We start from the raw sequence: 13623 nt of genomic DNA on the forward strand, positions 1-13623 counted from the left end.
TACAATACATGAAATAATAATAATAATGTTATTTTTCATTAGAAACTGTAGTAAATACAACATTAACCATTAGCAATAGTAATATTTATAAAAATAGTCCTAATGATGATTCTTCAAAACTCTTATTGTTATACTTTGGTTGACTTTTGTTCCAATGTGCCTTCTTTTTTTAATCGTTAAACTACATGAAAAACGAGTAAGTTAGTATGTTAATCGGTGGAGGATTTTCAAGCGAGGGAATGTAATGAAAGGAATTGCATTAGCAGGAGCTTATCAAGTACTGGAGGAAACGGGTATCAATTCGAACACGTCAGAAACTAGTATAGGTATTAAGAACAAGAACACATAGACTTCTTGTTCTTATTTATACATATTTTCTTTATCTTCCCGTAATTACATTTAAAGTTTCGACCAAATGTAGATTCATAACATCTACTGATTCTTCAAAGTCATTTCTATACCATTCAATAATTAATCCTATGATTGCATTTGTCATAAAGGAATATACGAATTTTTTAGATTCATCATATTTTCCAATTTTACTATCCTCAATGAAATTCGAACGGATTGCATCGAAAAACATATAATAGTAAGTAGTCGATACATTATCTGATAAAATAATGCGATAGAAATCTTCATACTTTTTGACATGATGAAAAATACGAACTGTTTTAGGATCCAAGTTTTTATAAGCTGAAGTTTTTAATTGTAGGGCGGAAATATGTTTGTATGGCTCTTTATAGGATTCTTCTAAATCTCCAATTACCTCTTCAAAAAACTCCTTAAAAACATCACCAACCTCTTCATAGTGAAAGTAAAAGGTTCCTCTGTTTATATCTGCTTCCCGACAAAGCTCAGACACCTTGATGTCTGTTAAAAGCTTATCTTTCAATAAATGAGTTAAGGCTTGATAGATAGCTTTCTTCGTCTTTATAACTCGTAAATCATTTTTCTTCAAGAATATCTCTCCTTTATCGAACAATTATATCGATAGTTGTTTAATATTATACAATAATTGTGAAAACTGTTGATTGAATACGTTTACATTTCAATCTATACTGTTATTGTACAACTGTCTGATAAAGTGAACCGGAATAAAACTTGAGGAGGAAATAATTATGAGATTACAAGACAAAGTAGCTATCGTTACAGGCGCAGCTTCTGGGATGGGAAAAGCAATCGCTGAAGCTTATGCAAAACAAGGTGCAAAGGTCGTTGTTTCCGACTACAACTTAGAAGGTGCAGAAACTGTAGCAGCAGCTATTAAAGCAGCTGGCGGAGAAGCAATTGCTAACCGCACAAATGTGGCAGAACTTGCAGATTTAGAAAACTTATTTACTGAAACAAAAGCAGCATTTGGTAAATTAGATATTTTAGTAAACAACGCTGGGATCATGGATGGAATGGAGCCTGTTGGTGAAATTTCAGATGAGAAATGGGATCGCTTATTTGCAGTAAATACTACAGGTGTTATGCGTGCAATGCGTATCGCAACTAACATTTTCTTAGAACAAGGGCACGGAGTTTTTGTTAATAACATCTCTGCAGGTGGGCTACGTGGTGCTCGTGCTGGTGTAGCATACACAGCATCTAAACACGCTGTTACAGGTTTAACTAAAAATACAGCTTATATGTACGCAAACTCTGGAATCCGTTGTAACGGAATTGCTCCAGGTGGCGTAATGACAAATATTCAAGCTTCTATGACTAGCCTTTCTGAATTTGGCATGGGTCGTCAGCAAACTGGTAGTGGGACAATGCCACGTGTTGGTCAACCGGAAGAAATTGCACAACTTGCAGTATTCTTAGGTTCCGACGAGTCAAGTTTTGTTAATGGACAAATTATTGCTGCTGATGCTGGTTGGACTGCTTACTAATACTTCTTAAAAAGCAAGACTGAACTATAAAAATAAGAACTTAATACGAGGCTGGGCCAGAACCCCAAAACAGCATTTTTCTCTGTGAGAAAAATGCTGTTTTTTTGCTGTGCACAAAATTGATTTCCATTCCAGGGACGCTTTCCACGGGCGTGGTCTGAGCCTGTAGTCTCAGGCGTCACGCTATTCCCGTAGGGTCGCCCCTCCATTTCAATCAATTTTATTAAATAGCCATTATTTAGTAAATGTTTCTCCTTATCCAATAAAATTTCTACTTCTGTCCCAGTCTCTTTTTTGTTTTATTTGAATTTTGGACTGTTCTTTTCGCATACAATGTGGAGGAAGTTTCACCTCCAGTAACGAATCTAAAGGAAAGGGGAGTGTTTGTTTTTATGTGGAGTAAAATTATTGGGGTTTTAATAGGGGTTATGGGCATTATTTATATTTTCTTCATACCAAGTGATCCTGTTGCAACAAAGATTGTTTTTAAGCTTATTCCGATGCTGCTTATTATATTGTTTGCATTTCTACAACCTGCCGGAGAATCTAGAAAGTACAAGCCCCTTATACTAATCGGGCTTACGGTATGTATGCTAGCTGATGGTTTAATTTATTGGTTTATAGTCGGACTTATCACATTTTTAATCGGGCATATTTGGTATATCTTTGCGTTTAGGCAAATCCAACATAATTCCCTTCCAAAATGGGCTATTGTATTACTACTAGCTTACGGGTTTGCAATGGTTATTTGGCTATCAGGAACTCTTTGGTCTCAAGGCGATACAGTATTGGCTTTTGCAGTTATTATTTATATAGCAGTTATTCTCATGATGGGGTGGAACGCTTTTCAAACCGCCAATAAGTTTGCCATTATCGGTGCTCTTTTATTTATCTTCTCCGATTCCACACTCGCTATTAATAAATTTATAGTAGATATTCCTTTCTCAGACGCACTTATTATGATTTCTTATTACGGAGCTCAGTTTATGTTTGCTCTTAGCATTAATTATTCCGCAACTCGAAAGAATCTGTTAAAATAAAAGTAAGCTTTACAAATCGAAAGGAGATATAATCTCATGAAAGAAACTTTAATCGAACGTTTAGTTCGCTACGCAAAAATAGATACACAATCCGATGCTTCTAGTACAGCCTGCCCATCTACTGAAGGACAATGGGATTTACTTCATGAGCTTCAAAAAGAATTAGCCACTGTTGGTTTAGAGGAAATTACTTTAGATGAAAATGGATACCTTTTCGCTACTTTACCTGCTAATACAGATAAGGAGATGCCGACAATCGGTTTCTTAGCACATGTTGATACGGCTACAGATTACACAGGGAAAAATGTAAACCCACAACGAATCGATAGCTATGATGGACAAAATATTACCCTAAATGAAAATACAATCATGACTGTTCAAGACTTTCCTGAATTAAAAAATTATGTCGGTCACACTTTGTTGACTACAGATGGTACTACGCTTCTAGGTGCAGATGATAAAGCCGGAATTGCCATCATTATGACTGCAATGGAATATTTCATTCAGCATCCAGAAGTAAAACATGGTAAAATTCGGGTAGCTTTCACACCGGACGAAGAAATTGGACGTGGACCACATAAATTTGATGTAGAAAAATTTGGAGCAAAATTTGCCTATACAATGGATGGTGGTCCATTAGGAGAATTACAATTTGAAAGCTTTAACGCAGCAGGTGCCAAGGTTGTTACAAACGGGAAAAGTGTGCACCCAGGTTCTGCAAAAGACAAAATGGTGAATTCTATTACGATGGCTACGAAGTTCCAATCCCATATGCCAACAGATGCTGTTCCTGAAAAGACGGACGGATATGAAGGCTTTATTCACTTGATGAATATTACTGGAGATACAGAAAAAACGGAGCTTAGCTATATAATTCGGGACCATGACCGCGAAAAATTTGAAGCGAAAAAACAATTATTCCTTGATACAGCTGATAAAATAAAAGCAGAGTACGGAGAAAATGCTATTTCTGTAGAGTTAAACGATCAATATTACAATATGGGTGAAAAAATCACGCCTGTAATGGAAATTGTAAATGCAGCAAAAGATGTGATGATTGCATTAGATATTGAACCACTTATTATTCCAGTACGAGGTGGAACAGATGGCTCTCAGCTTTCGTATATGGGAATGCCAACACCTAACGTATTTACTGGTGGAGAAAACTATCATGGGAAATATGAGTTTATCTCTGTAGATGTAATGGAAAAATCAACCGAAGTAGTAAAAGGAATTATTCTGTCGTTTGAAAAACAAGCTTAAGTTGGTGCGGATATGCGTGAAATATTACTAGGAGTTTTAGCTTCTTTGTTTTTTGCAGTAACCTTTATACTTAATCGTTCGATGGAAATATCGGGAGGAAGTTGGATTTGGAGCTCCTCCCTTCGATATTTCTTCATGCTGCCTTTTTTATTCATCATTGTCTATTATCGAAAAGGTTTGTATGCAACATTTAAAGAAATAAAATCTGCTCCTGCCCCTTGGTTACTATGGAGCTTTGTAGGTTTTGTATTATTTTATGCACCACTCACTTTTGCAGCGGCATATGGACCTGGTTGGTTAATATCGGGAATGTGGCAATTCACGATTGTCGCCGGGGTTCTGCTTGCACCATTATTTATGATGAAGGTGGAAAACGTAGTCATTAAACAAAAAGTCCCAGTCGTATCGTTATTTATTTCCCTCCTCATTTTAATAGGAATCATTCTTATACAAGTTCCAAATACCGAATCAGTCAATTTGCGAATGATTTTTTTAGGGATTTTACCTGTACTGATAGCAGCATTTGCCTATCCTTTAGGAAACCGTAAAATGATGGGGCATTTAAATGGACGTTTAGATACATTTCAACGCGTTTTAGGTATGACTGTTGCGTCCATGCCTGCTTGGATTTTATTGGGGATTTACGCAGTTTTCACAGTAGGCTTACCATCTTCAGGTCAAGTATTTCAGTCTTTTGTTGTAGCTATTAGCTCTGGAGTTATTGCTACCATATTATTCTTCATGGCAACCGATCGGGTTCGGGATCATCAAGGTAAATTAGCAGCAGTAGAAGCAACACAATCAACTGAAATCATTTTTGTTATTATTGGTGAAATGTTTTTGCTACATGTTCCTCTACCAGCGCCAATTGCACTTATAGGACTTGGAATCATTATTCTCGGTATGTTCTTACATAGCTACTATACAAAAATATTAAATACAAAAGCTTTAACTATACAAACAAAAACAGAGCATTAGAAAAAGATAAAATGGAGTGTCGTGAACAATTTTCGGCACTCCATTTTTTACAAATATATGGGCTCTCAGAATTTTTATGTTAACTTTCTAATACTGGCTGGTAAAGTTGAGAAACTCCCGAAGAAATTGCTGCTTCACTCACTGCTTTAGCCACAACTTGAACGACTCTCTCATCCAATGCATTTGGAATGATATAGTCATCTCTAAGGTCGTTTTCATTCACTAGTGATGCAATTGCCTCGACCGCAGCCAACTTCATCTGTTCATTAATATCCGTTGCTCTTACATCTAAGGCACCTCTGAAAATCCCTGGAAACGCTAAAACATTATTAACTTGGTTTGGATAATCAGAGCGTCCAGTTGCCACCACTCTAACTCCCCATTCTTTTGCAAGTTCATACGGAATTTCAGGAGTAGGATTAGCAAGAGCAAAAATAATTGGGTCCGTATTCATCGATTGAACTAAATCTTTTGTGAGAAGATTGGCTACGGATACACCGATAAATATATCTGATCCTTCCATTGCATCTTTTAAAGAACCCGTTAAACCAAGTGGGTTTGTTAAATTTGCAATCGATTGTTTAACAGGATTCATGCCTTTTTCCCGGCCTTCATAAATAATTCCTGTTGAATCACACATAATAATATTAGTATATCCTAATTGAAGAAGCACTTTTAAAATGGCCATTCCGGCAGCCCCAGCTCCATTAATCACAACTTTAACATTATTATTTGTTTTATTTACAAGTTTCATCGCGTTTTGAAGTCCCGCACCTACGACAATTGCCGTGCCATGTTGGTCATCATGAAATACTGGTATATCTAATTCCATGCGAAGTCGATCTTCAATTTCAAAACAACGTGGCGCGGAAATATCCTCTAAGTTTATAGCACCAAAAGTTGGACTTAGTGCTTTAACAATCTGGACGATTTCATCTACATTTTTTGTGTCCAAACAAATCGGAAATGCATCAACGCCTGCAAATCTTTTTAGTAAAATTGCTTTTCCTTCCATAACGGGTAAAGCAGCTCCTGGTCCAATATCACCGAGGCCTAATACAGCAGTACCATCTGTTACTACAGCAACTAAATTCCCTTTAGCGGTATAGTCGTAAATTGTGGATGGATTGTTATGGATTTCAATACAAGGTTCCGCAACCCCCGGAGAGTACGCCAAACTTAAATCCTCCATGCTGTCCATTGGAACTTTAAAGACAACTTCCATCTTTCCCTTGCTTTCACGATGCAATCTTAATGCTCTTGATCTCAAATCCATCTTCGCACACACCATCCTTTTTTGTATTTTCCTCTTTGATAAGGATTATTAGAGTGTTCTCTCCAAAATCTTTATATTCTGAGAATTATAGATAGTATTAAAGTGGATGTCAACGGTTAATACTTAGTGAACATCTTCACAAATAACTTCCTATGTTTATATTTTATTGGAAAATAAAGTATATTTTTTATTATTTAAGGTTAATAATCATCAAAAATTTGCAAAAAAAAATCGGCAGCCATTTTTTTGGCTACCGACATATGAATGCACTGTCTCAACTTTGAGGGGGTTAAGGTGTGCCGAGTAATCAGCTACAATTTGGAGAAAAGTCGCTGTTTAGAATTTCTCAATTAGGAGAAACTTTCTATATGGTAATGATAATCATTTTCAATTAAAAAGTCAAACAATTTGTATAAAAAAATGTATACTACTTATATGACAATCTTATCGAATGACCAAATCCAACAATTAAATAACTATAGTGTTTTTATCCAGACGAGTGGAACAACTTTATTCAATGGAAATAATATAGCTAGTGCGCTTCCCATCATTAAGCTAATTTCTTCTGCACCTAATGATCCTATCGCTGCTTCTTTCTTTATGAGACGTGTTGGAATGTTCATCTCCATGCAGTTTTACATGATGACGATGTATGATGAGATTTGGGATGGTCCTCTAGATCAGCTGCAGTTTTTTGGCACGACCGAATATGGAAATAAAACAATTAGTACGTTTATCCCTCAAGAGTATTTTCGAGACGTACAAGAAAATCGCAAGGTGGATGTGCAGCTTATTTGGGAGCAACAATGTTTCCCTATTATTGAACAGCTTCGCTCACAATGCAGTATTTCTCCATTAACACTTTGGGAAAATGTTTTTGGATACTTATTATGGCATTACTATACGTTTTTTGAAAACCCAGCATTAGATCAAAAAGCTTGGCATGACTGGAATCTGTTAAAGGATCCAACAATTTGGAAGGCATTTACCTCGAAAGAATATTTACGTTTTTATTTGAAAGAACGAAATCCCGCAGAACTCATAAATACAACAGTCAGAACCACTTGTTGCTTTTCAAAGGATATACCTGGATTGCAAAAGTGTGGTTTTTGCCCACAAGGAAAATAATTATATTAGATAATTTATGCATGTTTGCTCCCTCTTTGGACATACCTAAGAAGAGTTCAATAAAAAGGAGTGAGGAAGATTGGGAAACAATATAGACGAACGTGTCGAAGCTAAGCTTGATAGCATTGGTCAAGAAGAAAAAGAAGAAATTCTAAAAAACTTTTCTAGCTTTAAATCGTATTTATCCGGAAAAGTTGCAGCCGGTGAAAAAATGGGACTTAGTGATGAAGTTTTAGCTAAAGCTACCGAAAAAGTTGCTGGTTATTTAGCCAACCACGAAGAACCACGTAACCGAGAAGAACATGTTCTTCAACAATTGTGGAAAAGCGGAGACAAAGATCAGCAACAAGCACTCAGCCATATGCTTTTGAACATGGTTAAAAATGGCTGAAGATATTCGCAAGGATGCAACAGGAAGATTCCTCGACAATCCCGATGGTGTACGCACCACCAAGGAAAGTTTGTTTGATATGCATGAGGACATGCAAACGGTAGATGCCCTACCTGTTGAGGATATAAATATTGAGTTTCTAGATGAAAAAGACCACAACCACACAAAAAATCGTTCACTCAGTGAGGAACGATACCCCAAATAAGAAAAACGCTTGCTCCCATCCACGCAGGAGCAAGCTTTTTTTATAGGACGAGCTTTGCGCAGGAGCAAGTGTTTTTATGCGACGAGCTTTGCGCAGGAGCAAGTGTTTTTATGTGAGAAGCAAACTCTACCCCTATATTAGTTTTGCCGCTACTAGTCTTGTACGAATGATAATACCTATTAACGCAGCAACAACCGCTTTCGCTAGGTCAGGAAGCACAAATGGTAACATTCCCCCTTTAAACGCTGCATCCCAAGGCAGTTCTGCAGCTACCTTGAGCCAAATTGAGCCAAGGAGTAATATGATAAATACAGCTATTATATTTGCAATCATTGCTTGTACTTTTGAATACTGAAATGTATCTAAATACCACCCAACAAATAAAGCTGCAGGTATTATTGCTATTAGGTAACCACCAGTCGGACCAAGTATATAACCGAATCCACCTTTCATGCCGGCGAATACTGGAATACCTATTATCCCCATCAACACATACACAGTTACTGCAAGTGTGCTATACTTTGCTCCTAATATAGTTGCTGTTAACATTACCGCAATCGTCATTAATGTAAACGGTACTGGTGGTATATTAATCATAATTTGTGCAGCAACTGCGATGATCGCTGCAAACATTGCTGCTACAATCATCATTTTTAAACGCTCGTTTCTCATAAGTCTTCCCCCTCATTAAATGAGTTAACTAAATTTTATTTTTTAGTTAACTCATTTATATTTTAGTAAGAAATGGAACGCTCGTCAATACAAATAATTGTCAGATACGTTAACTTGCAAATAAAAAATGCGTCACACCCCTAGGGAATGTGACACATTCATTATTACCATCTACTAATAGCTGAATCTATTGTTTCTAATCTCACTGTTCCTTTTTGCATAGGTGGCGGACAAGCTTTGTTATACTGCATTATTTTCTCATTCACTTTTGTTACTCTAAATTGTAAGCCTTCTTTTTCACCATTTGCATATTTTTGGGCAATATCATTCAATTCGTCTTTTATCTCATGCTGGAGCTTTAACCAGTGTGGTTTAAATCCCGCATCCTTCGCAATTTTTTGAAAGTGTTGAAAGATGTCCCCCGAGAAATATTCCTCCGAAATCGGCTTGCCTGCTCCCTTTAGATTATCCATACCACCTGTCTTTGAGTACTCCTTTAAAATATCTCCTATCAAATCATTACTTGGCTTATTGAAGCTATCATTATCCATAGTGAACTCTCCTTCATGAATGATTAGGTTATTCTTTTGGAATGCGATTAAAAACTATTTTGTATGAGAGTGATTGTCTTCTATACTAGAGCGAAATCGGGCTGTTCGAGAGTGATCACAACCTATACGAGAGTACTTCAGCCCTGTTAGTGCAATCGAGCTCCATACGAGAGTGATTGTCTTCTATGCGAGAGCGAAATCAGGCTGTTCGAGAGTGATCACAATCTATACGAGAGTACTTCAGCCTTGTAAGTTCAATCGAGCTCTATACGAGAGAGATTGTCTTCTATACGAGAGCGAAATCAGGCTGTTCGAGAGTGATCACAATCTTGCATGAGCAATATGTGCTGCTTTATCTAATAATACTTTTATAAACTGTTCTTGATTGTCGGGAGAAATAATTATACTCCCCATTAACGAGTTTTTATAATGAATTTCAAGTGCATCCTTGGAAGATAGAATTCGATATCCAGCTAATATATTGGATGATTTATTTATCTTTGTCATATCCTTATACTTTATTTTACTCCGAAAAGGACCCCCTTTGACATACAGAAAATCATCATAAAAAATGTATTGGATATCTAAGGAAATCCATATTAGGAAACCTGCACATACAAAAAACAATACAGTCATTATCCATATAGCAGTATATTCAGGTGAATTTGTAAAAAACAATTCGTATGCGACCGGCCACAATGTCGCTAAAGCAACAATAAATAGCGCAACCGACATCATGATTATAAATGTCCGATCTATTTTTGAACGGAATTTCATTGTTTTTACCTCCTAAATCGACTTTGTAGCTGCATCCTTTATGCCCTTTCGGTGTGCATAGATATTTTTTAAAATAACTTTAATCACTGCGTAGGTAGGAATTGCTAATATAATTCCCCATAATCCGGCGATATTCCCAGCTGCCAAAATAACCGTAATAACCGTTAATGGATGAATATCTAGTGATTTCCCCATTACGTTCGGTGTGATGAAATTACTTTCAATTTGCTGCGCTACTAACATAATAATTGCTACATAAATTGCTAGCTTTGGTTTTTGGATAAGCGCAATTATTATTGCTGGAACAACCGCAATATATGGCCCTAAAAATGGAATAACATTCATCACCATTCCAAATATCGCTAGTAATAAAGCATATTCTAATTTAATAGTAAAATATCCAATCAGCAACATCAATCCAACTAAAAAGCTGACAAATAATTGACCTTGAATATATGAACGCAATGTATCATCAATGTCTGCTAAAGTCTTACGTATCCAAGTCTTTTTCTCACCTCTAAAAAAACTAGAAACAAAGGGTGCAAACTTTTCGTGATCCTTTAACATATACACAAGGAAAAACGGTACAAGTACTAGCAAGAAAACCCCTTGGAATACATTTTGGATGAATTTGAAAAGGAAGGAGCCAGCTGAAACGGCTATATCATTAATCTTCCCTGTAGCATCATTTACTGTATGTTGAAGGTTATCTGGTAATAGATTCTTTTGAGAAAGTACATATTTTGTAAATTGCTCGACATCTTTTACAATCTCCGGTGTATTTTTAACTAGTGTATTCACCTGTTTTGTAAGATGAGGACCAATTAGGGCATAAAATAGCCATCCAATTAGACCAATCACAACAAATACCGATAGAATACTTGCCCATCTTGGAAATTTAACTGACTCCAGCAAAGTTAGCAGCGGACGTGATAGATAAAAAAGTACACCACCTATAAGTAAAGGTAAAAATATCGTTTGTCCAATTATCAAAAGTGGTGAAAAAATACCTTTGACTTCCATGAACATACGAATAATAACTAATGTCAGTAGTATGGCTACTCCTGTTTGAAACCAAAGTTTCTTTGTCATGTGATGCTCACATCCTCTATTATTAATAACTACTACATGTTACGGTTTTACTGACTTAAAGTTTCAATTATTATTACATATCGTACCATTTTTAAGGTACACTTTTAAATAAATTATTATCGGAAGGATGAGTTAATATGGAGTACTATAAGCAACTCAGAAAATACGTAGGGCATCAGCCCCTTATTCTACCAGGCTCGAATGTACTTATATTGAATGATAAAGGACAAGTGTTACTGCAAGAACGAGAGCCAGGTATTTTCGGACTACCTGGTGGATTAATGGAACTCGGAGAAAGCTTCGAGGATACAGCTAGACGTGAAGTATTGGAAGAAACCGGGCTCTATATAGGAGCACTCCAGCTTTGCCAAGTCTATTCTGGTCCGGACTATTATGTTGAAAATTCAAATGGTGATACGTTCTATTCAGTTTCTGCAGTTTACAAAACCTTCGAATACAGTGGAGAGATTTTAGCAGATGGAGTTGAATCCGTTAGCCTTCAATTTTTTTCACCTACTAAATTGCCTGATGGAATTATGGTGAGCTATCGTAAGTTTATTGAAGATGCTTTGCTTTAACTTTTAGAGGTCACTACCCATGAAAGCCTCTCTTTTTTCAGTGACTTTATATCTTTTTACTCTAATTTTATTTTTACTTGCACTTATTTATCATTTACTTGCTTCCACCTTTGGGTTACTTGCGACCGTATGAGGTTTACTTGATCTACGTCGATATTTACTTGCGATCAATTGCATTTTACTCGCAAAACAGAAAAAATTTCCACCCAAATGTGTAGCATCTAGTTTTCTATAATCAATTTCTACTAAGTGGTCGATTGAAACGGAAATTAGCGGCATTTTTAATTATGAGCAACATTAGGTTCAAAAAGGAAAGAGACTTTCCAAAGTTGGATAGCCTCTTTCATTTTATTTATTGGCGATATGCACTTTCAGTAATTTACCTTTAACTGTTGTATTTCTCATTTTTTTCAATACAAGCGGACCTTTGCCGTTTAAAATTTCTACATAAGACACGGTATCTTGAATCGTGATGATTCCAATATCATCTGCTGAGACTCCTTCGATTTTAGCGATAGTTCCAACAAAATCGACTGCACGGATTTTCTTTTTCTTTCCGCCATTGAAATACAGTTTTGTAATGTTCGCGTTTAGCTGCTCACCTTTAGATTTTTTTGCTTCTGGCTGCTCCTGCATTTTCACGTCAAATGCAGCACGACCTTTTACAATTTCCTCTTTTGTAGGCTCTGATGCTGTAGGAATTTCGAAACCTATAAATGATTCAATCTCTCTTACAAACTTATCCTCAAAAGGAGTTGCCAGCATAATCGATTTACCACTACGCCCTGCTCGTCCTGTTCTACCTGTACGATGGACATAACTTTCTTCCTCTAATGGAACATCGTAATGAATAACGTGAGTAATATCATCTATATCAATCCCACGAGCTGCAACATCCGTAGCAATTAGATAACGGAATTCCCCTCTTCGGAAATCATCCATCACTTCGAAGCGGTCCTCCTGCATCATACCGCCATGAATTTTATCAGCTGTATAGCCTTTTTCATCTAATACATCTACAAGCTGTTCTACACGTTCTTTTGTACGACAGAAGATAATACAACTGTCGGGATTCTCGACAATTGTTAGCTTTTCAAGTAGCGAAAGCTTTAACTCCTCTACTACAACATACTTCACATGTTCAATATCTGGAGCATTTTCTTCAGATGCGTCAATTTCAATGGATACTGCTTGTTTCATATACTTCGTACTTAATTTTTTAATTTGGTCCGAAAGTGTCGCTGAAAATAACATCGTCGTGCGCGCTTTTGGAAGTAATTTAATAATGGATTCCACTTGTTCTAAAAAGCCCATATTCAGCATTTCATCTGCTTCATCAATAACAAGATACTCCATTTTAGACACATCTAGCGTTCCCTTTTCTATATGGTCTAATACTCTACCAGGTGTACCAACAATGATATGTGTTTTTTGCTTTAGAGCTAATTTTTGTCTAGCAAAAGGTGACTTCCCATATAGTGCCAGCCCTTTTATACGTTTATAACGACCGATATTTGTAATATCTTCTTGGACTTGTACCGCTAGTTCTCGTGTAGGTGTTAACACTAATGCTTGAGGTTTGTTTTCTTCCCAGTCTACAAGCTCACATAATGGCGTCGCAAAAGAAGCTGTTTTTCCACTACCCGTTTTAGATTTCACTAATACATCCTGTTTCTCTAAAACAACCGGTATTACTTTTTGCTGCACTTCTGTTGGCTCTGTGTAGCCTAACTGTTCAATGGCATGTAAAATTTTCTCGTCTAACTTAAACTCTTTAAAATGCACTATGCATAAT

General features: G+C 36.5%; 16 protein-coding genes. 8 read left to right on the plus strand and 8 right to left on the minus strand.

Annotated elements, in window-relative coordinates; translation table 11 throughout:
- Positions 1-379 precede the first annotated feature (379 nt).
- Entirely contained in the window at positions 380-958 is a 579-nt protein-coding gene (locus MKY37_RS09275; RefSeq protein ID WP_340776331.1) for a TetR/AcrR family transcriptional regulator, read from the minus strand.
- Between the two features lie 160 nt (positions 959-1118).
- Between MKY37_RS09275 and MKY37_RS09280 the strand changes: the two genes are divergently transcribed.
- From MKY37_RS09280 to MKY37_RS09295, 4 genes are all read left to right on the plus strand, one after another.
- A complete protein-coding gene (locus MKY37_RS09280; protein WP_340776334.1) occupies positions 1119-1877 on the plus strand; it encodes an SDR family oxidoreductase in 759 nt (252 codons plus the stop codon).
- A gap of 392 nt (positions 1878-2269) precedes the next feature.
- On the plus strand, positions 2270-2917 hold the full coding sequence (locus tag MKY37_RS09285; protein ID WP_340776337.1) for a lysoplasmalogenase: 648 nt from the start codon (positions 2270-2272) through the stop codon (positions 2915-2917).
- Positions 2918-2953: 36 nt separating this feature from the next.
- Entirely contained in the window at positions 2954-4180 is a 1227-nt protein-coding gene (gene pepT / locus MKY37_RS09290; RefSeq protein ID WP_340776339.1) for a peptidase T, read from the plus strand.
- 12 nt (positions 4181-4192) lie between these two features.
- A complete protein-coding gene (locus MKY37_RS09295; RefSeq protein ID WP_340776342.1) occupies positions 4193-5158 on the plus strand; it encodes a DMT family transporter in 966 nt (321 codons plus the stop codon).
- A gap of 79 nt (positions 5159-5237) precedes the next feature.
- Here the strand turns inward: MKY37_RS09295 and MKY37_RS09300 are convergent, their stop codons facing one another.
- Positions 5238-6434, minus strand: coding sequence for an NAD(P)-dependent malic enzyme (locus tag MKY37_RS09300; RefSeq protein WP_340776345.1), 1197 nt, complete (start codon positions 6432-6434; stop codon positions 5238-5240).
- 420 nt (positions 6435-6854) lie between these two features.
- Here MKY37_RS09300 and MKY37_RS09305 point away from each other — a divergent pair, with 420 nt between their 5' ends.
- From MKY37_RS09305 to MKY37_RS09315, 3 genes are all read left to right on the plus strand, one after another.
- On the plus strand, positions 6855-7562 hold the full coding sequence (locus MKY37_RS09305) for a hypothetical protein (RefSeq protein WP_340776349.1): 708 nt from the start codon (positions 6855-6857) through the stop codon (positions 7560-7562).
- A 79-nt stretch (positions 7563-7641) separates the two neighbouring features.
- A complete protein-coding gene (locus tag MKY37_RS09310; protein ID WP_340776352.1) occupies positions 7642-7953 on the plus strand; it encodes a DUF3243 domain-containing protein in 312 nt (103 codons plus the stop codon).
- On the plus strand, positions 7946-8158 hold the full coding sequence (locus MKY37_RS09315) for a hypothetical protein (protein WP_340776354.1): 213 nt from the start codon (positions 7946-7948) through the stop codon (positions 8156-8158). Before MKY37_RS09310 ends, MKY37_RS09315 begins: the two co-directional genes overlap by 8 nt.
- 132 nt (positions 8159-8290) lie before the next feature.
- On the opposite strand, the gene MKY37_RS09320 is transcribed toward MKY37_RS09315, so the two are convergent.
- The 4 genes from MKY37_RS09320 to MKY37_RS09335 all read right to left on the minus strand — a co-directional run bounded on the left by MKY37_RS09320 (position 8291) and on the right by MKY37_RS09335 (position 11250).
- Positions 8291-8830, minus strand: a complete 540-nt coding sequence (locus tag MKY37_RS09320) for a biotin transporter BioY (protein WP_340776356.1) — start codon at positions 8828-8830, stop codon at positions 8291-8293.
- Positions 8831-8994: 164 nt separating this feature from the next.
- Positions 8995-9381, minus strand: a complete 387-nt coding sequence (locus MKY37_RS09325; RefSeq protein ID WP_340776358.1) for a DnaJ family domain-containing protein — start codon at positions 9379-9381, stop codon at positions 8995-8997.
- A 321-nt stretch (positions 9382-9702) separates the two neighbouring features.
- Positions 9703-10158, minus strand: coding sequence for a PH domain-containing protein (locus MKY37_RS09330; protein ID WP_340776360.1), 456 nt, complete (start codon positions 10156-10158; stop codon positions 9703-9705).
- A gap of 12 nt (positions 10159-10170) precedes the next feature.
- Positions 10171-11250, minus strand: a complete 1080-nt coding sequence (locus MKY37_RS09335; protein ID WP_340776362.1) for an AI-2E family transporter — start codon at positions 11248-11250, stop codon at positions 10171-10173.
- Positions 11251-11387: 137 nt separating this feature from the next.
- Between MKY37_RS09335 and MKY37_RS09340 the strand changes: the two genes are divergently transcribed.
- Positions 11388-11828: an NUDIX hydrolase gene (locus MKY37_RS09340; protein WP_340776364.1), complete on the plus strand. Its 441-nt coding sequence runs from the start codon at positions 11388-11390 to the stop codon at positions 11826-11828.
- 90 nt (positions 11829-11918) lie between these two features.
- Here the strand turns inward: MKY37_RS09340 and MKY37_RS09345 are convergent, their stop codons facing one another.
- Entirely contained in the window at positions 11919-12107 is a 189-nt protein-coding gene (locus MKY37_RS09345; RefSeq protein WP_340776366.1) for a hypothetical protein, read from the minus strand.
- 69 nt (positions 12108-12176) lie between these two features.
- Positions 12177-13613: a DEAD/DEAH box helicase gene (locus tag MKY37_RS09350; RefSeq protein WP_445323031.1), complete on the minus strand. Its 1437-nt coding sequence runs from the start codon at positions 13611-13613 to the stop codon at positions 12177-12179.
- Positions 13614-13623: the final 10 nt, after the last annotated feature.

It is taken from the genome of Psychrobacillus sp. FSL K6-2836, from assembly GCF_038003085.1.
In the GTDB taxonomy this organism is placed as follows: domain Bacteria; phylum Bacillota; class Bacilli; order Bacillales_A; family Planococcaceae; genus Psychrobacillus.

Excerpts from the sequence above, each read along its gene's own strand:
- MKY37_RS09280 (WP_340776334.1), top strand. The coding sequence starts at position 1,119 with ATGAGATTACAAGACAAAGTAGCTATCGTTACAGGCGCAGCTTCTGGG.
- MKY37_RS09285 (WP_340776337.1), top strand. The coding sequence starts at position 2,270 with ATGTGGAGTAAAATTATTGGGGTTTTAATAGGGGTTATGGGCATTATT.
- pepT (WP_340776339.1), top strand. The coding sequence starts at position 2,954 with ATGAAAGAAACTTTAATCGAACGTTTAGTTCGCTACGCAAAAATAGAT.
- MKY37_RS09295 (WP_340776342.1), top strand. The coding sequence starts at position 4,193 with ATGCGTGAAATATTACTAGGAGTTTTAGCTTCTTTGTTTTTTGCAGTA.
- MKY37_RS09300 (WP_340776345.1), bottom strand. The coding sequence starts at position 6,434 with ATGGATTTGAGATCAAGAGCATTAAGATTGCATCGTGAAAGCAAGGGA.
- MKY37_RS09305 (WP_340776349.1), top strand. The coding sequence starts at position 6,855 with ATGTATACTACTTATATGACAATCTTATCGAATGACCAAATCCAACAA.
- MKY37_RS09315 (WP_340776354.1), top strand. The coding sequence starts at position 7,946 with ATGGCTGAAGATATTCGCAAGGATGCAACAGGAAGATTCCTCGACAAT.
- MKY37_RS09320 (WP_340776356.1), bottom strand. The coding sequence starts at position 8,830 with ATGAGAAACGAGCGTTTAAAAATGATGATTGTAGCAGCAATGTTTGCA.
- MKY37_RS09325 (WP_340776358.1), bottom strand. The coding sequence starts at position 9,381 with ATGGATAATGATAGCTTCAATAAGCCAAGTAATGATTTGATAGGAGAT.
- MKY37_RS09330 (WP_340776360.1), bottom strand. The coding sequence starts at position 10,158 with ATGAAATTCCGTTCAAAAATAGATCGGACATTTATAATCATGATGTCG.
- MKY37_RS09335 (WP_340776362.1), bottom strand. The coding sequence starts at position 11,250 with ATGACAAAGAAACTTTGGTTTCAAACAGGAGTAGCCATACTACTGACA.
- MKY37_RS09340 (WP_340776364.1), top strand. The coding sequence starts at position 11,388 with ATGGAGTACTATAAGCAACTCAGAAAATACGTAGGGCATCAGCCCCTT.
- MKY37_RS09345 (WP_340776366.1), bottom strand. The coding sequence starts at position 12,107 with ATGCCGCTAATTTCCGTTTCAATCGACCACTTAGTAGAAATTGATTAT.